Annotated in this window: 13 protein-coding genes; 5 read left to right on the forward strand and 8 right to left on the reverse strand. The window is 47.1% G+C overall.

Annotation, left to right across the window (positions count from 1 at the left end):
- Window positions 1–22: 22 nt before the first annotated feature.
- From dpp5 to HMPREF0658_RS03935, 8 genes are all read right to left on the reverse strand, one after another.
- Window positions 23–2,203, reverse strand: coding sequence for a dipeptidyl-peptidase Dpp5 (dpp5, locus tag HMPREF0658_RS03900; protein WP_006948694.1), 2,181 nt, complete (start codon window positions 2,201–2,203; stop codon window positions 23–25).
- Window positions 2,204–2,372: 169 nt separating this feature from the next.
- Window positions 2,373–4,268, reverse strand: a complete 1,896-nt coding sequence (gene yidC / locus HMPREF0658_RS03905; RefSeq protein WP_006948696.1) for a membrane protein insertase YidC — start codon at window positions 4,266–4,268, stop codon at window positions 2,373–2,375.
- A gap of 19 nt (window positions 4,269–4,287) precedes the next feature.
- Window positions 4,288–5,895 carry a CTP synthase gene (locus HMPREF0658_RS03910; protein WP_006948701.1) on the reverse strand — a complete coding sequence of 536 codons (1,608 nt, stop codon included), beginning with the start codon at window positions 5,893–5,895 and terminating at the stop codon, window positions 4,288–4,290.
- Window positions 5,896–5,928: 33 nt separating this feature from the next.
- A complete protein-coding gene (gene thrS / locus HMPREF0658_RS03915) occupies window positions 5,929–7,893 on the reverse strand; it encodes a threonine--tRNA ligase (protein WP_006948703.1) in 1,965 nt (654 codons plus the stop codon).
- 96 nt (window positions 7,894–7,989) lie between these two features.
- On the reverse strand, window positions 7,990–9,957 hold the full coding sequence (locus HMPREF0658_RS03920) for a tetratricopeptide repeat protein (RefSeq protein WP_006948706.1): 1,968 nt from the start codon (window positions 9,955–9,957) through the stop codon (window positions 7,990–7,992).
- A gap of 197 nt (window positions 9,958–10,154) precedes the next feature.
- Window positions 10,155–10,715 carry a peptide deformylase gene (gene def, locus HMPREF0658_RS03925; RefSeq protein ID WP_006948708.1) on the reverse strand — a complete coding sequence of 187 codons (561 nt, stop codon included), beginning with the start codon at window positions 10,713–10,715 and terminating at the stop codon, window positions 10,155–10,157.
- Entirely contained in the window at window positions 10,712–11,128 is a 417-nt protein-coding gene (ruvX, locus tag HMPREF0658_RS03930) for a Holliday junction resolvase RuvX (RefSeq protein ID WP_024991022.1), read from the reverse strand. The genes def and ruvX overlap by 4 nt, the downstream gene beginning before the upstream one ends.
- A 14-nt stretch (window positions 11,129–11,142) precedes the next feature.
- A complete protein-coding gene (locus tag HMPREF0658_RS03935) occupies window positions 11,143–11,634 on the reverse strand; it encodes an SPOR domain-containing protein (RefSeq protein WP_006948712.1) in 492 nt (163 codons plus the stop codon).
- 298 nt (window positions 11,635–11,932) lie between these two features.
- Here HMPREF0658_RS03935 and HMPREF0658_RS03940 point away from each other — a divergent pair, with 298 nt between their 5' ends.
- The 5 genes from HMPREF0658_RS03940 to HMPREF0658_RS03960 all read left to right on the forward strand — a co-directional run bounded on the left by HMPREF0658_RS03940 (window position 11,933) and on the right by HMPREF0658_RS03960 (window position 18,741).
- Window positions 11,933–12,148: a YtxH domain-containing protein gene (locus HMPREF0658_RS03940; RefSeq protein ID WP_006948714.1), complete on the forward strand. Its 216-nt coding sequence runs from the start codon at window positions 11,933–11,935 to the stop codon at window positions 12,146–12,148.
- Window positions 12,149–12,157: 9 nt separating this feature from the next.
- Complete coding sequence (locus tag HMPREF0658_RS03945; protein ID WP_006948715.1) at window positions 12,158–12,508, forward strand: phage holin family protein; 351 nt, start codon at window positions 12,158–12,160, stop codon at window positions 12,506–12,508.
- Between the two features lie 3 nt (window positions 12,509–12,511).
- Entirely contained in the window at window positions 12,512–12,787 is a 276-nt protein-coding gene (locus tag HMPREF0658_RS03950) for a hypothetical protein (protein WP_006948717.1), read from the forward strand.
- 451 nt (window positions 12,788–13,238) lie between these two features.
- Window positions 13,239–16,058 (forward strand): excinuclease ABC subunit UvrA, encoded by a 2,820-nt coding sequence (gene uvrA, locus HMPREF0658_RS03955; RefSeq protein WP_024991021.1) that lies wholly within the window; start codon window positions 13,239–13,241, stop codon window positions 16,056–16,058.
- Window positions 16,059–16,266: 208 nt separating this feature from the next.
- Entirely contained in the window at window positions 16,267–18,741 is a 2,475-nt protein-coding gene (locus HMPREF0658_RS03960; protein WP_006948721.1) for a bifunctional UDP-N-acetylmuramoyl-tripeptide:D-alanyl-D-alanine ligase/alanine racemase, read from the forward strand.
- Window positions 18,742–18,837: the final 96 nt, after the last annotated feature.

Consider the following 18,837-nt stretch of genomic DNA (forward strand, 5'->3'; position numbering starts at 1 on the left):
GATATGAATCTACGATATAAGATTACTTCTTCAGCCATCTGTCAAGCCATCCGAAGAAAGTGCGCTGCCACAAAATACCGTTCTGCGGCTTCAATACCCAGTGGTTCTCATCAGGGAAGAGGAGCAATTCGGCCGGTATGCCACGTAAACGAGCGGAATTGAAAGCACCCATGCCCTGATTGGCGTTGATGCGGTAATCCTTTTCACCGTGGATACAGAGGATGGGGGTGTCCCACTTGTCGACAAACTTGTGGGGAGAGTTCTCATACGTGCGCTTGGCGTTGGCGGTCTGGTCTTTATTCCAGTAAGCATCGTCGTATTCCCAATTGCTGAACCAAACTTCTTCCGTATCCGTGTACATGGATTCAAGGTTGAAAGCGCCATCGTGGGCAATGAATGCCTTAAAGCGTTTATTATGATGACCGGCCAACCAATAGACACTGAATCCGCCGAAGCTGGCGCCGATACAACCCAACCGGTCTTTGTCTACGTAGGGAAGATTGTTGGCGGCATCGTCGATGGCACTCAGGTAATCTTTCATACACTGCCCTGCCCAATCGCCGCTAATTTCAGCGTTCCACTCCGAACCGAAGCCTGGCAATCCGCGACGGTTAGGCGCTACGATGATATAACCATTGGCTGCCATGATTTGGAAGTTCCAACGATAACTCCAGAATTGGCTTACCGGACTTTGCGGACCTCCTTCGCAGAAAAGCAATGCAGGATATTTCTTGTTGACATCAAAATGTGGCGGCAAGATAATCCACACCTTCTCTTGCTTACCATCGGTAGTGGCAACCCAGCGAGATTCCACCTTTCCAAAAGTCAATTGGTCGTAGATATGCTTGTTTTCAAAAGTAAGCTGACGCACTTTGGTGCTCTTTATATCCTTTCCGGGTGCTACGAAATAGAGTTCATGAGCTTGAGAAATACTATGACGCTCCATTAACAATTGTGTACCATTATGCGCTAATTGCACGGAACCGTAATCAGCCATATCGTCGGTCAGTTGTTTTACCTTTCCGGTTAGTTCGGCTTTATACAGATTGATACATGCGTGCCATACACCTATGAAATACAATGAACGCGAATCAGCATTCCAACAAAATCCTTCAACATTAGAATCAAAGGTGTCTGAAACATAAGTCTTCTTTCCATCGGCAAAACTATAAACGCATAAACGGTTGCGATCGCTCTCGTAACCATCGTTCTCCATGCTTTGCCAAGCAATGAATTTGCCATCGGGAGAGAATTGCGGATTCATATCATAACCCATATTGTATTGTCTGTTGGCAGGAGCATTCACTTCTTGCGTCTTCATGGTCTTCGTGGGATTTATCGCTACCTCGCGGAAGTCGGCAGGCTTACAGAGATTAGTTACCTTGCCGGTAGACAGTTCATAGAGAAAGATATCCGAGTCGGTAGAGACGGCATAATCCCGACCTGTCTTCCTACGACAGGTATAAGCGATGAACTTAGAATCGGGGCTCCAGTCGAGTTGCTCCACACCACCAAAGGGTTTCATGGGACATTCATAAGGCTCGCCGTCGAGAATGTCTTTGCCTTCAGAGATACCGCTCTCTGTTACCTCTGCCACATACGGATGCGGAATCGTCGTCACATACTCGTCCCAATGCCGATACATGAGGTCAGTTGCTAAAATACCTGATGATTTAGGCAGGTCAGAAGGATTCGGTTTGATGCTGCCGGTATAGGGAATCTGTTTGATAAGGATGACACGTTTCCCATCGGGAGAGAACTTAAAGCCTTCTATGTCTACAGCAGAGCGGGTGAGTTGTCGGCGATTCGTACCATCAGCATTCATGCTCCAAACTTGATTTGTCCCATTTTCATTGCTGAGATAAGCAATGTGTTTCCCGCCATCTATCCATGCCGGACTTGTTTCGTTCTTAGCACTCACAGTGAGCTGCCTGGCATTGCGGCCGTCAGCATCTACGACATAGAGGACTTGGTGTCCTCTGTTTTCTTTTACACTATAATAGCCCACTTGGTAGACTACTTTCTTTCCATCGGGTGAGGCCTGATGCTCGCCGATACGTCCCATAGCCCAGAGAGCCTCTGGAGTCATGAGGTCGCTCTGCAACGTAATGTTGTTCTTACCTATGTTCACGGTGTTTTGTGCTTGAATGGTGCCGCCCGATACTATCAATAACGCAGCGGCCATTAGGGTTGACTTATTCATAATATTAACAGTTAATAGATTCTTATATGTTTCTATGGTAAAGAGTATCGTATGAATGGTTTTTGACAGAAGTATAAATCATTGAGTACAAAAGTAGGACTTATGAAATACAAAACTACCATCCGGCATTGAACTCCTACAGGATATATTGAAACCGGCAACGGAGAGGCTACCCTCTCCGCTTACGGTCAAGTTCTTCCCTGCGGCGTTTCATTTCTTCCTGCTGCTTGGCCATTGCTTCAAGACGTGCAGCCAGCCCGCTCGTTTTCTTCGGGTTGTTTTTATTTTCTTGGTAATTCGCTTCCAATATAGCCAACAGTTTCTCGTCATTTGTCGTGCGGCGCAATGCCCACATGATAGCAGCACTAAAGAACAGACTGACAAAATAGTAGAAATTCAGTCCTGAACTATAATCGTTGAACATGAAGAAGAACATGACCGGCATGACATACATCATATACTGCATCACTTTCATCTGCTCGGCTTGCTGTCCTACCATTTGGTCTCGTTGCTGGCGCATGGTCATAATGGAATACAACACATTGGCTACGCAGAACAGAATACAGGTGAGTGAGAGGTGATCTCCTATGAGCCAAAGACTATCGTGCCACTCCCAGATGGGATCGTAGGTAGATAAATCCTGTATCCAAAGAAAGCTCTCACCACGTAATTGTATAGCATTCGGAACGAAGTTGAACATGGCAATCCAAATAGGCATTTGTATCAACATCGGTAAACAGCCGGAAAGCGGACTTACACCGTATTTGGAATACATGGTCATCATTGCCTGTTGCTTCTGCATTTGGTCTTCCGGCTTGTCATATTGTTTCGTAGCTTCATCGAGTTTTGGCTTCAGTACCCGCATCTTAGCAGAGCTCATGTAACTCTTCTTCACCAAAGGGAATGTGATAAGTTTCAGCAACAAGGTAATAAGTATCAGCACAATACCCATATTGATGTTCATGGCAGTCAGACCATCAAATACATACAAGGTAAACCACCGATTGATAATGCGGAACAAAGGCCATCCTAAATACACCAATCTTTGCAGTTCCAAGTCTTTACCAAACTTGCTTTGCTGCTCTATAGACTGAAGTAGGCGGAAATCATTGGGGCCGAAATAAAATTCAAACTCTGTGGGGGTTTTCCCCGTAGGGTCGAAAAACGTTTTTGCCTTAGCGGCATAGTCCTTCAAATAACCGGAGCCTTTTTCCTGCGGTATACTTGTCATCAATGAATTGGGAGCAAAATCGTTCTTGGCAATCATCACCGCACTAAAGAACTGATTCTTAAAGGCAATCCAGTCAATCGTTTCCTCTACTGGTTCATCCTTTTTCTCACTTGTCGCGTTCAGATAGTCTGTCCCACCCTTCGTCAAATGATAAGTAAGGGTGGAATACCTGTTTTCAAAAGTAAAACCACGTTCTTGCTGACGTGCCTTGTCCGTCCACTCCACGTCCATCGACCTGTAAGTAGGAGCGAAGAGGTCGGCCATGCCGTTTACCTGCATAGAGGCATGCAACATATAGTCCTTGCCTAAGAGGTAATGAAGCACGATAGCTTGTCCCCGACCGGTTGTTGCTGTCATGGTAACAGTAGAATCGGTAACCTGCGAGGGCGTAAAAAATAAATCTTCGGTGATAATATTGCTGTTCTTGCCAGCTAAGAGGAAATTCAACCGTTGGTCTTTTTCCGTAAACAAGGTAACATCTTTGTTACCATTGTGGTCTTTGAAGTTTTTGATAACAGCCTTTGCCACCGTACCGCCTTTGGTGCTTAGTGTCAGTTCTACTTTACTGTTCTTCAACACGATGTTCTGTGCCGTTCCCTTCATCGAGGCATAAAACAAAACCGTTGTATCTTCTTTTGCAACCGATGTCAGAGTCTTTTTACGGGCATCTTCAGCGGCTTTCTGCTGTTTCTCTGCCCTCTGCTTTGCCACTAAAGTTAGGGAATCTTGTGTGTGTTGAGCGGCTATTTCCTCGGCAGAAGGTTGCGAATACCAACTAAAACCGATGAGCACCGCAGCTATCAGTACAAAACCGATAATTGTATTCTTATCCATTGTTTTATTAATCGTTAGCTTAGTCTTTTTTATTAGCTATGGCCGTTTTCACGAAATCCACAAATAAAGGATGCGGATTAAGTACCGTACTTTGGTATTCTGGATGGAACTGTGTGCCTATATACCATTTTAAACCGGGGATTTCCACAATCTCTATCAATTCGCTCTCAGGGTTGCGTCCCACACAAAGCATGCCGGCCTTTTCATATTCTTTCTGATAATCGTTGTTGAATTCGTAGCGATGGCGGTGGCGTTCCTGTATATGTTCTTTCTTGTAAATATCAAACGTGCGCGAGCCTTGCTTCAAAACACATTCATAAGAACCAAGACGCATGGTGCCACCCATATTCGTGATGTTCTTCTGCTCTTCCATAATATCGATAACATTGTGCTTTGTCTTCTCGTCCATCTCGCGACTGTTGGCATCGGCATACCCCAAAACGTTGCGTGCAAACTCCACAACCATCATCTGCATACCCAGACAGATACCGAAAGTCGGTATATCGTGAGTGCGCGTATAATGAGCGGCTACAATCTTGCCTTCTATGCCTCGTTGGCCAAATCCAGGGCAAATCACGACTCCATCCATGCCCTTTAGTTTCTCGGCAACGGTATCTTCCGTCAGGTTCTCTGAATTGATAAAGGTTATCACGGTCTTATAATCATTGTAAGTGCCAGCTTGCGAGAGGCTCTCACGAATGCTTTTATAGGCATCCTGCAAATCGTACTTGCCTACAAGACCAATATTTACTTCTTTCACGGCTTTCTTGCGACGTTCCAGAAATTTACGCCACGGGCCGAGTGCCGGTGTCTCCCCTACAGGAAGTTTCATCTTTTTCAGTATCACGGTGTCAAGTCCCTGCGCCTGCATGTTCACGGGCACTTCGTAGATACTTGGCAAATCTTCGCTTTGTACTACACAGTCGAAATCTACATTACAGAAACTTGCCACCTTACGCAACATGCCATCGCCCAAATGCTTCTCTGTTCTCAACACCAAAATATCAGGCTGAATACCCACGCTCTGCAACTCTTTCACCGAGTGTTGGGTAGGCTTGGTCTTCAGCTCGTCGGCTGCTTTCAAATAAGGTATATAGGTAAGATGCACACAAAGGGCATTGTCGCCCAATTCCCACATTAGTTGTCGGATGCTCTCCAAAAAGGGAAGCGACTCTATGTCACCCACCGTACCCCCGATTTCGGTTATCACAAAGTCATATTTATTTTGCTTCCCCAACAATTTTACGTTGCGTTTTATCTCATCGGTAATGTGCGGAATCACTTGGATGGTCTTGCCCAAATAGTCGCCATGCCGTTCTTTATCAATCACCGCCTTATAGATTCTTCCCGTGGTAAGGGAGTTGGCTTTGGTGGTCTGTATATCGGTAAACCGTTCATAATGTCCCAAATCGAGGTCGGTTTCCATGCCGTCTACCGTCACATAGCATTCTCCGTGCTCATAGGGATTGAGCGTACCCGGGTCAATATTGATATAAGGGTCGAATTTCTGTATTGTAATGTTATATCCTCTTGCCTGCAACAACTTGCCGATAGAAGATGAGATGATTCCCTTTCCCAAAGAAGAGACCACACCCCCTGTCACGAATATATACTTTGTCTCTGCCACGTTTGATAATTTAATATGAATGGAGATGCGTTTTCAATCTTTCGGTTTCACGTTCGTTTCTGCTATCAATGCAGCCACTTCTTCGTTGATGCGGGTTGCGAAGTCTTCCATACTCATGGTAGCCTGCTCGCCTCCTCCTTGTTTACGCATGGAGACAAGCCCTTCGGCAGCCTCTTTCTCGCCTACAATAACCATGTAAGGAACGCGTTTGATTTCATTATCACGTATCTTACGCCCTATTTTTTCATTACGTTCGTCAATATTGGCACGCACACCCACAGAGTCTAAATAGTGAGCGACCTTGCGGGCGTAATCGTTGAACTTCTCTGAAATAGGAAGAATCGCCACTTGGTCGGGAGTCAACCACAACGGGAAATGCCCTGCGGTATGCTCTATCAACACAGCGGTAAACCGCTCCATACTGCCGAACGGGGCACGGTGTATCATAACAGGTGTCTGCTTTGAGTTGTCGTCGGCCGTGTATTCGAGTTTGAAACGCTGAGGCAGGTTGTAGTCTACCTGTATCGTTCCGAGCTGCCAACGACGTCCGATGGCATCTTTTACCATAAAGTCGAGCTTGGGACCATAGAAAGCGGCTTCTCCGTAGGCTATTTTGGCATTGAGTCCTTTCTCCTTGCAAGCCTCAATGATAGATTGCTCCGAATGTTCCCACACTTCGTCGCTTCCAATGTATTTCTCTCGGTCATTAGGGTCGCGGAGAGAGATTTGTGCTTCTACATTTTTGAAATCAAAGACTTTGAACACTGTCTGTATGATGTCCATCACACGCAGAAACTCGCTCTTTACTTGTTCCGGACGGCAAAAGATGTGAGCATCGTCCTGCGTAAAAGAGCGTACACGGGTCAGGCCATGCAGTTCCCCACTCTTCTCATAACGATAAACAGTGCCGAACTCTGCGATTCTTAAAGGCAAATCTTTATAAGAACGGGGTTTCCATGAGAAGACTTCACAATGGTGGGGACAGTTCATGGGTTTGAGCATATACTCTTCGTCCTCTTCCGGAGTATGTATCGGTTGAAACGAATCCTTTCCATAATGTGCATAATGCCCGCTTGTTACATACAGGTTCTTTGAGCCAATATGCGGTGTTATCACTTCCTGATAACCGTAATTCTTTTGTATCTTGCGGAGCATTCCCTGCAAACGCAGACGCAGTTCCGTACCTTTGGGCAGCCAGATAGGCAGACCTTTTCCTACACGCTCTGAGAACATGAAGAGTTCCATTTCTTTCCCTATCTTGCGATGGTCGCGCTTTTTTGCCTCTTCGAGCATGACAAGATACTCGTCGAGCATCTTTTTCTTCGGAAAAGTAATACCGTAGATACGCGTCATCTGCTCGCGCTTGGCGTCGCCACGCCAAAAGGCACCGGCCACACTTGTAATCTTAATGGCCTTAATAGCTCCCGTAGAAACCAAGTGAGGCCCACGACAGAGGTCGGTAAAAGCCCCCTGAGTATAGGTGGAAATCGTGCCATCCGCCAAATCGAGGTCAATGTGTTCCACCTTATATTCCTGCCCGTCTTCCTTAAACTCTTTCAACGCATCGGCTTTAGAGATATCTCTACGTACCACCGGTTCGTCTTTTTTGGCGAGCTCACGCATCTTTTCCTCTATTTTAGGGAAATCATTTTCACTGATGGCGACCCCATCTTTCGGCATCACATCATAGAAAAAGCCGTTTTCTATGGCAGGACCAAAGCCGAATTGGATGCCCGGATACAGTTCTTGGAGTGCTTCTGCCAACAAATGGGCTGAGGTGTGCCAAAATGTATGCTTACCTTCCTCATCTTCCCATTTATACAAGGCAAATGTTGCATCTTCGTTGATAGGACGATTGAGTTCTACAGTCTTGCCGTTTACACTACAGGATATCACTTCGCGGGCTAATGCGGGTGATATGCTTTGAGCTATCTGAAGTCCGGTTACGCCTTTTTCGTACTCACGAACAGAGCCGTCTGGAAACGTGATTTTTATCATAACTTCTTCGTTTTAATCAATTTGAATGCAAAAGTAGCATTTTCCTTTGATATAATAGAATAAAACAGGGAAAAATTAGTGGGGAGAAACCGGCACTTATTTCCCATTGTATCGCTTGATAATGCTGTAGGCATCAAACAGTCCGAGCTCGCCTGCCTTACTCAAATCGAGTGCTCCCGAGGCTTTTTCTCCTGTGTTGAAACGTACCAAACCACGATTATAATAGGCCTCAGCAAGCCGTGAATCATACCGAACAGCCTGCGTATAATCATCTATTGCCTTGCTGTAATCCTTTCGGGAAACATGGAGGTTCGCCCTGTCATAATAAAGATACGCATTTTGCGGATTCAGTCTGATTGCCTCATTGAAGTCTGCCAACACTTTGGCGGCTTTCAAACGGTCGTTCATCCCGAGAGAGAGATTAAAATCATTCATCATCGATTCGCATACTGCCCGTTGCCAATAAGCTAAAGATGATGTGCTGTCAACTTCGATGCAGGCATTTAAATCGCGGATTGCATCTTCATAGTTCTGTATCACGGAATAGGCTACAGCACGTTGCAGCAGAAGTCCGGCGGTACGTTTTGCCTCATGGGGTGCAGAGATGTCTGCCGTCAAACTATCTATCAGCAAAAAGAATGATTTCGACTGACTTTCATCCAGTGGCTTAGGATTACACGTTATATAGATGCGATGCAATGGTTGCTGCATGCGATTAACCTGCTCCAATTCCTTGTCGAAGGCTTGGTAAGACTGAATTCCATTGGCATATTGGAAATAAGACAGGGCATACATCGGCATATAGTCTGTTTCTACATGTCTGTTCTGCACCTTTCCGCGGTATTCACTCTTATACTCATGCTCCACGGAATTGTCGTCTGCCACGACAATTTGGTTGTATTTTTCGGGGTCGATGTCGCTTTTTCTACGTACCTCGTTTAATTTCTTTCGGCTCCAACGGCTCTGTATGCCCAAATGTTTGTTCATTTGAGCTTTGAAAATACGAAATTCATCTAATTCGGCCTTGGCCGTCATACCCAGTCTACGGTAGCAGTTGGCACGATATTGCAGGCCTGTCCAGAAATTAGGAAATCGCTCTATCACCTTTGAATAGTCGCGGATAGCCCCTCGAAGGTCACCGGTACGGTCTAACAATGTTGCCCTGTTAAACAAAGCCATTAAATTATCCGGTTCTATTTTCAATACATAATCAAAATCTTTGATGGCTCTGTTGTCATCACCCACCTGCACTCGCAACAAGCCACGATTGTAGTGCCCCAGAAAATTGTTCGGGTCTAAGTCCAAAGTAGTATCATAATCACCCATCGCCCCTCGCAGATTGTTCGTATTCAACCTTGCAATGGCACGATTCAAGTAATTGTTCACGGATTTAGGCTTCAAGTGAATGGCCTTACCTATATAGTTATCGGCATCTTTCCACTGTTTTTTCGATAGAGCAATAACTCCTCTCATCGCCCATGCTTCCCCGTTGTAAGGGTCTGTTTCCAAACTTTTATCCAACCATTTAGCCGCTTCCGCTGTGTCTTTCTGTTGCATACATACTTCGGCCTTCAAAGCGTATGCAGCGGCAAAAGAGTTCCACCGGCCGATGATGGTATCCAATTCTGTCTGTGCTTGCTTGTATTCCTTGTTTTCCATTCTGCATATCGCACGGTTGTACCAATAGTTGCGATTGATTGGGTCTGCTTTAATCGCGGTGGTATAATCGTGTATAGCCTCCGTAAACTTACGCTGTCTGATGCGTGACACGCCACGTAAATCATAAAGTTCCGGTACATACGGATTCAGAAGAATGGCTTCGGAAGCATCTGCTTCGGCACCGGCAAAGTCGTCGAGACAGAACTTGGCTATAGCCCGAAGTTGCCAAGGTTCGTATAAATAGGGCTTTTGGGCAAGCACCTGATTGAAATATTGTATGGAAAGCACATAGTCCTCATAGTGCAACGCGATACGTCCGCTTGTAATCAGCCTGTCTATATTGTACTGGGCATGCGCCGATACAGACAGTAAAAAAAGGAATAAGACGATACACTTTCTATACATATTTATATATATGGATTCTCACCTATACACCCAAAAGAATAAAAGAACCGATTGCCGGCCAACAATCCTCATGGTCGTTACAAAGGTATTACTTAAAATGGGAAAAGCCTTTAAACAGGCAGGAGGTTCCTATCCCATCCTTTTCGGTCACAGTACATATACTCGACACTTGACCATGCTTTCGTTTTCGACAAGGGTTATCTCATCGGTTTGGTGCGATAGCTACACTCATAGCGTCCCTGCGTGAGGGCTTTCAGTTTGTTTTTTATCAGCTGTTTACGAAGAGGGGAAATATGGTCTACAAACATTTTCCCTTCCAAATGGTCGAACTCATGCTGCATGACGCGTGCTAAATACCCTTCCACCCATTCGTCATGAGACACAAATGCTTCATCCAAATAGGTAACATGAATACGAGAAAAACGCGGAACCTTCTCATGTAATCCGGGAATAGAAAGGCAACCCTCTTCCATCAGCCGTTTCTCCGAGGTCTCATCAATCTCCAATATATGGGGATTGATGTATGCTTTCCGAAAGTCTTTGTATTCAGGGAAGTCGTCCGACAACACATTCAAATCTATCACAACCACGCGAATACTCTTCCCGATTTGCGGTGCTGCCAAACCAATGCCATCCGAGGAATCCATCGTCTCAAACATATTGGCAATCAACTCCTGAAGGTCTGGATAATCGGAAGATATATCTTGTGCCACCTTACGTAGCACAGGTTGTCCATAAACGTAAATAGGTAAAATCATTTTCTTATCGATTCCAAGTAACTCTGCAAGATAATGGTGGCACTAATCTCATCTACCAGTGCTTTGTCGCGCCTTGCTTTCTTTTTCAAGCCGCCGTCCAACATGGCCTTATGCGCCAATAAGGAGGTAAACCGCTCATCGTAGAACTCAATGGGGACATGGGGAACGGCCTTCCGCCATCTGTTTACAAATTGTTGTACACGAGCCATGTTCTCACTGGGCATGCCGTTTGGCTGCTTCGGCTCTCCGATAACGATGCGCTCCACCGGTTCTTTTTCCATATAGGTTTGCAGAAATTTGAAGAGTTCAGACGTAGGAACAGTCGCCAATCCGCCACATATCATCTGCAACGGGTCGGTGACTGCCAATCCTGTACGCTTCTTTCCGTAATCTATTGAAAGGATTCGCGCCACAATCAACCGAAGTCCTATTTAGCGTAAAGTAACCATGCGTCGGGATAAGTGGCACGGAAATCGTTTCTGCTACGCACGGCATCAGCCTTGTTTGCGAATGTAGATGCCACTACACGATACATGTTTCTATCGGCATTATATGCGATTTGAGCACTATATCCGGCCGCAACGAGGCGACCTTGCAGGCTTTCGGCATTGGCTTTCAGCGAGAAAGAACCGACAATAACGCTGTAGTCTTTCAAGCCGGAACCACTGACAAGAGTCACGCTTTCTTGGCGAACGGACACATTATCCACGTTGTCTACCACGCGTGTCTCTGTAACCGGTGTCGTTACCACAGGGGTTACAGTGTAGGTATTCTCTTCTGCATTCTCCTGATTGCCGGTCTGCTCTTGTGCTTTAGCTTTTTCATAAGCCTTTCTATAAGCACTTTCCTTATTGGAACCGCAACTTGCTAAAAACAGTGTAGCACAGAGGCCTGCACATAAAACAACATATTTCTTCATACGTTTGAAAAGATTACTTAGAGATTATACTTAATATCTTTAATGATGTCGCGAAATTACGCAAAAACAAAAGAATAGCCTATGATTGCAGCATAAAGTTTGTTAAATACGGCATACCCGATATATTTCACATAAAATAGGTGGCAGAAAGATGCTCATATCAAAAACTTTTCCTATATTTGCAGAAAGTAGACGGCATCTGATGCAGAAAGAACGAGCCGACAAAGGTTACACCTGCTATGAGGGTCGGTCTGCATGCTATTAATATATAATGGTTTAACTAATTAAATAAAGAAAGATGAAAACATTAGGTTATCTTGGGTTCTTCCTTGGCGGAGCCATTGCCGGCGCAGCCATCGGTTTGCTTCTTGCACCGGAAAAAGGTGCGGACACCCGTTCAAAAATCGCAGATACAATAGATGACTTCTGCAAGAAACATGACATTAAGCTAAGTCGCAAAGAGATGGACGACCTCGTAGACGACATCAAAGAGACCGGCTCAGAGATTGTTTAAAGCCTTTCTATGTTCTCAAGCGATAAAAATGTAGAGACCATTGCACAACTCGTAGAAGTGCTGAGACATTACATCGGGCTTCAAACGGAATACGTTAAGCTCGATGTAATAGAAAAAATAGTGCGCCTCATCACTGTCATCACATTGACGGTGATACTGTCTTTATTGGTGTTGCTTATCCTTATCTATCTTTCTTTCGCTGTTGCATACGCCTTGGAACCGGCCGTCGGCACTGCCGGAGGATTCGGAATCGTGGCAGGTATCTATCTCATCTTCTTTCTGATGTTCCTTGCTTTCCGTAAGAAATGGATAGAACAACCACTTGTCAGATTCCTTGCCGGACTATTAATGGAGAAATAACAGATGATGACAACCAACGAACAGACTCCTGTTTTCAATTCGCTTGCAGAATTGAGAACAAAGAAAGCAGCACTCCGCAAAGACATCCAACAAGACGATCAGACCATTCGAGTGCTGTGGAATGAAATGTTTCGTGCCCCCGCAGTGTCCCCGTCTACCCCGAGCCAACGACTGACAGGACTTTTAAACACGGGCGGCAGTATTCTCGATGGGCTGATTTTAGGATGGAAACTCTACCGCAGGTTCAGTGGCTTCGGTATCTTCGGAAGAAGAAGATAACGCCGTTTCACCGCCCACAGTTCATCCGCAAAAAGAGAAAAGGATGCACCCCGCAGATGCAAACGCCACCCTATTGCAACAACGGAGAATCCTCAAGACATACCATTCACAAACGAGAAGAGAGCCACATCTTATCGGTTTATTCCTAAAAGCTAAGCTTTCACTTTGTCATCGCTTAGCTTCTACGTCCTTACAGCATAGCTTTCACAACCTAAACGCTATGCTTTCTTGAACAGCAGTGTATGTTGTTGTGTGACAGTCGCTTCACTCTAAGCAACTGTTGTCTTGTCGTTGCCCATAGGGCGATGAAGAGTTTGAACTGTATTACCTCGCATCGGGAGGAGGCGAAGAGGTGAATATTTCGGGTAAGATAAGTTTGGCTAAGCGGCGACAAATATGTATTTTTGCATGCCGAAATGAGCAACAAAACATCATCTTTACAGGAAACGCTATGACAGCATTTATTCAGATAAAAGGCGCACGAGCCAATAACCTCAAAAATATCTCGGTAAACATTCCTCGAAATCAATTCATCGTGATTGCAGGTGTAAGCGGTTCGGGAAAGTCGTCGTTGGCTTTCGACACATTGTATGCCGAAGGGCAGCGACGATATGTGGAGAGTTTATCGGCCTATGCCCGGCAGTTTTTAGGCAGGATGAGCAAGCCGGAATGCGACTCTATTAAGGGTTTGCCGCCAGCTATTGCCATCGAACAGAAAGTGAACAGCCGTAACCCTCGTTCAACGGTGGGCACTTCGACGGAAATCTATGAGTATATGCGGCTGCTCTTTGCACGTATCGGGCGCACATTCTCACCGATAAGCGGCGAGGAAGTAAAGAAACATTCGACAGAAGACATGGTGACGCAGATGCTGTCGTTTGCAAAAGGTACGAAGTTCGCTATCGTAGCACCATTGAAAATGGGAACGGGCAGGTCGCTCAGGGAGCAGTTGGAAATGGAAAACCAGCAGGGATTCGTGCGACTTTGGTATCATGAGACATTCGTGCGCATCGAGGATTTCATGGCCGATGAGGAGAACTTGAAGGCTGCACCGAGCGATGTTTTCTTGCTGATAGACCGCCTGTCGGTAGACGACAACAAGGAGACGGTGTCGCGATTTATTGATTCGGCCGAGACAGCACTCTATGAGGGCGACGGCAGATGTATGCTACTGTTTCTGCCGGGGAATATCCGGTATGAATATTCGACCCGATTTGAGGCCGACGGCATGCACTTTGAAGAACCTAACGCCAATATGTTTTCTTTTAACTCACCGCTGGGGGCATGTCCGGTCTGCGAGGGTTTCGGTCGGGTGATAGGCATTGACGAAAAATTAGTGGTGCCCAACTCATCGCTTAGTGTGTATGAAGGTTGCGTGCAGTGCTGGCACGGCGATAAGATGAAGGCTTGGAAAGAGGAGTTTTGCCGACGGGCAGAGAAAGACGGTTTCCCTATCTTCGAACCTTATTTCCAGCTCTCGCGGAAGCATAAGGAATGGCTGTGGCACGGTTTGCCGTCTGAGTTGGGCGGCGATATTCACGACCGCGTCTGCATCGATGCCTTCTTTCAAATGCTCACAGAAAACCAATATAAGATTCAATATCGCGTGATGCTGAGCCGATATCGTGGCAAGACGACCTGCCCTAACTGCCATGGCACACGACTGAAAAAGGAAGCCGGCTACGTGAAAGTGGGTGGGCGCAGCATCTCGGAGCTGGTGGATATGCCCGTATCGGTGTTGAAAGAATGGTTTGACACCCTGCAACTGACGGAGCATGAAGCCCTAATCGGCAAACGACTGCTCGTGGAAATCAAGAATCGGTTGCAATTCCTGCTCGATGTCGGTCTGGGATACCTCACACTGAACAGACCCTCAAACACGCTTAGTGGTGGGGAAAGTCAGCGCATTAACCTCACAACATCGCTCGGCAGTTCGCTTGTCGGTTCACTCTATATCCTCGACGAACCCAGCATCGGTCTGCACAACCGCGACACCGACAGGCTCATCCACGTGCTACGCGAGTTGAACGAGCTGGGCAACACAGTGATTGTGGTGGAACACGATGAAGACATCATGCGGGCAGCCGATTACTTGATAGATGTCGGCCCTGATGCCGGAAGCCTCGGCGGACGCATTGTGTTCGAGGGCTCGGCCGCCGACATCACGCCCCAATCGCTGAAGAAATACCCCGACAGTCACACGGTGAAATATCTGACAGGTACCGAACGCATAGACGTGCCCGCAAGTCGCCGCCATTGGAACATGGCCATCGAACTGACGGGCGCACGGATGAATAACCTCAAAGGAGTAAATGCGAAATTTCCGCTCAATGTGCTGACCGTTGTCACGGGTGTGAGCGGCAGCGGAAAGTCTTCGCTCGTGAGAGGCATTCTCTACCCTGCGCTGAAGCGACAACTCGACGAAGCAGCCGACATCCCTGGCGAATATTCCGCGCTCGCGGGCGATTGGCAGCACATCAGCCACGTAGAGTTCGTAGACCAACATCCCATCGGCAAGAGCACGCGTTCAAATCCCGTTACTTATATCAAGGCCTATGATGCCATCCGACAACTCTTTGCCGACCAACCGCAAGCACGGAATCAGGGGTTCTCGCCGCAGTATTTCTCGTTTAACACCGACGGCGGACGCTGCGAAGAGTGCAAGGGCGCGGGCACCATTACCGTCGAGATGCAATTCATGGCCGACCTCGAATTAGAATGCGAAGCCTGTCACGGCCAGCGATTCAAGCGCGATGTGCTCGATATACACTTTGCCGGAAAGAATATCAATGACGTTTTGAATATGACGGTATCAGAGGCTATCGCATTTTTTACCGACAACGGCGAGACGAAAATAGCCCAACGACTCCGCCCCTTGGAGGATGTGGGACTTGGATATATCAAACTCGGACAAAGCTCCTCCACCCTTTCGGGCGGCGAAAATCAGCGCGTGAAACTGTCCTATTTCATCGGGCAGGAACGGAAAGAACCGACACTCTTTATCTTCGACGAACCGACCACAGGGCTCCATTTCCACGATATCCGCAAACTCCTTCAGGCTTTCGATGCGCTTCTCGCACGCGGACATTCCATCATTGTTATCGAACATAATATGGAGATTATCAAATGCGCCGACCACATCATCGACCTTGGTCCTGAAGGAGGCGACAAGGGCGGCGAGATTGTAGCCGTCGGCACACCGGAAGACATCTGCAACAACGCCCGCAGTCTTACGGGAAAATACCTGAAACCGTATCTGAATCCCCTATAAAGTGCTCGCAGTTGGACTGCAAGGAGCAAAATAAAATTTTTAGTGCTTGCATAGCCTATGCAAATGACAAAACAAAAAATTGGGTGCTTGCATAGCCTATGCAAATGGCAAAATACAAAAAAGGGTGCTTGCGTATTTAATATTCCGTTTATTTTGTCAGTCTATCAACTTCCACTAACTTTGCACTCAACAAACGGCAGACAGAGACATGATTTATACGATTGACAGAATTACCACATTGATAAATGCAGAGCGTTACGGCGAAGCCGACGCGCGGATAGGCTTTATCCTTACAGACAGCAGATCGCTTTGTTTCCCCGAGGAAACGCTCTTCTTCGCATTGAAATCCGACCGCAACGACGGCCACCGTTATATACCCGAGTTATACCGCCGCGGCGTAAGAAACTTTGCAGTAGAGGTTCTGCCGGACAGCAGCAGTTCCTATACGGATGCCAACTTCCTGAAAGTTGCCGACACGTTGAAAGCGTTGCAGATGCTGGCTAAGAAACATCGCGAGACATTCCACATTCCCATCATCGGCATTACCGGTTCCAACGGGAAGACCATGGTGAAGGAGTGGCTTTACCAGCTGTTGATGCCCGAAAGATTTGTAACCCGTTCGCCGCGCAGCTACAATTCTCAGATAGGTGTGCCGCTTTCGGTGTGGCTATTGAATGAGAACACGCAGATAGGCCTGTTTGAAGCCGGCATCAGTAGACCCAAAGAGATGGATGCGTTACGTGAGATCATACGTCCGACAATCGGTGTTCTGACCACCATCGGCACCGCTCATCAGGAGAATTTTGCATCGATAGAGGAGAAATGCCGAGAGAAACTCCGCCTCTTTCGCCATGCGCAAACCATCGTGTATTGCACTGACAACGCACTCACTGCGCGGCTCATCAGCGAAGAATCGCTTGAAGGAGAGCCAATAGCATGGTCTACGAAAGATGAGAATGCGCAACTTTACGTGAGCCGGATAGAGAAGCAAGCGGAACACACTACGGTTTCCTATAGATACAAAAACCACATAGAAGGCCAATACACATTACCTTTTATCGACGATGCGTCCGTGGAAAACTCCATCACTTGCACCGCAGTAGCCCTCTATTTAGGTATCGCTCCGGCAGCCCTGGCCAAACGAATGGCGCATTTAGAGCCTGTGGCCATGCGGTTAGAGGTGAAAGAAGGACAACATGGCTGCACGCTCATCAACGACAGCTACAATTCCGACATCCATTCCTTAGACATCGCACTCGACTTCATGAATCGTCGCCCCGACCACAAAGGACGTAAACGAACGCTGATATTGAGCGACATAGAACAGACAGGGCGAAAGCCGGCAGACCTTTACCGCGAAGTGTCCCATCTCGCTGCCAAACGTAGGGTGGAGAAGTTTATCGGCATCGGAAGACAACTGTGCGCCCATGCCGACAGCATTGGGATAACCGATAAATGCTTTTTCCCCGACTGCGAATCCTTTATTCACAGCGAGGCCTTCGACAAACTGCGCAATGAAGTGATTCTCATCAAAGGGGCACGCCGGTTCGGGTTCGACCGTCTGACCGACCTGTTGGTAAAAAAGGTGCATGAAACGACCTTGGAAGTAAACCTCAACGCCTTGGTCGAGAACCTGAATTACTATCGTTCGTTCATGAAGCCCGAGACGAAATTGGTGTGCATGATTAAAGCCAACGGCTATGGAACGGGTGCCGTAGAGATTGCCAAGACACTGCAAGACCATCGGGTGGATTATTTAGCCGTGGCCGTGGCCGATGAAGGTGTCACATTGCGCAACAACGGCATCACGTCGAGCATCATGATTATGAATCCTGAAATGACAGCTTTCAAGACCATGTTCGACTACGAGCTGGAACCGGAAGTCTATAGTTTCCGCCTCTTAGACGCTCTCATCAAAGCTGCCCGCAAGGAAGGAATCGCCGGCTATCCCGTACACATCAAACTCGATACCGGCATGCACCGCCTCGGATTCGACCCGCAACAAGACATAGAAAAACTCATCGACGTGTTTAAACACCAGAATGCCCTCATTCCGCGCTCGGTATTCTCCCATTTCGTCGGCTCAGACAGCAATGACTTCGACGATTTCTCCCGCCATCAGTTCGTCCTGTTCGACGAAGCAAGCCGGAAAATACAATCAGCCTTCCCCCATAAAATTCTACGACATATAGACAATTCGGCGGGCATCGAGCATTTCCCCGAACGACAGTTAGATATGTGTCGCCTGGGAATAGGCCTCTACGGAGTGAATCCCCGCAGCAATGCCATCATCCACAACGTATGCACACTGAAAACCACTATCCTGCAACTGCGCATAGTCAAAGCCCACGAAACGATAGGATATAGCCGACGAGGAACCGTAGAGAGAGACAGCCTCATCGCTGCCATCCCCATCGGATATGCCGACGGGCTCAACCGCCGACTGGGAAACCGCCATGGCTATTGCTTGGTAAACGGGAAAAAAGCCGACTATATCGGCAACATTTGCATGGACGTGGCCATGATCGACGTAACGGGAATCGACTGCAAAGAAGGCGATGCCGTAGAAATCTTTGGCGACAGACTACCCGTAACCGTCCTCTCCGATGCGCTCAGCACCATCCCGTATGAAGTGCTCACAGGCATCAGCAATCGGGTAAAACGAGTCTATTTCCAAGACTAAGAAAAACAGTTTATTCAAGAAATAAGTGTAACACACACACATTCGCACCGCCAGTCGGATAACACTTTAAACGCTTTCACATACGCGCGCGCGAAG

This window comes from Hoylesella marshii DSM 16973 = JCM 13450 (assembly GCF_000146675.1).
Lineage (GTDB): Bacteria > Bacteroidota > Bacteroidia > Bacteroidales > Bacteroidaceae > Prevotella > Prevotella marshii.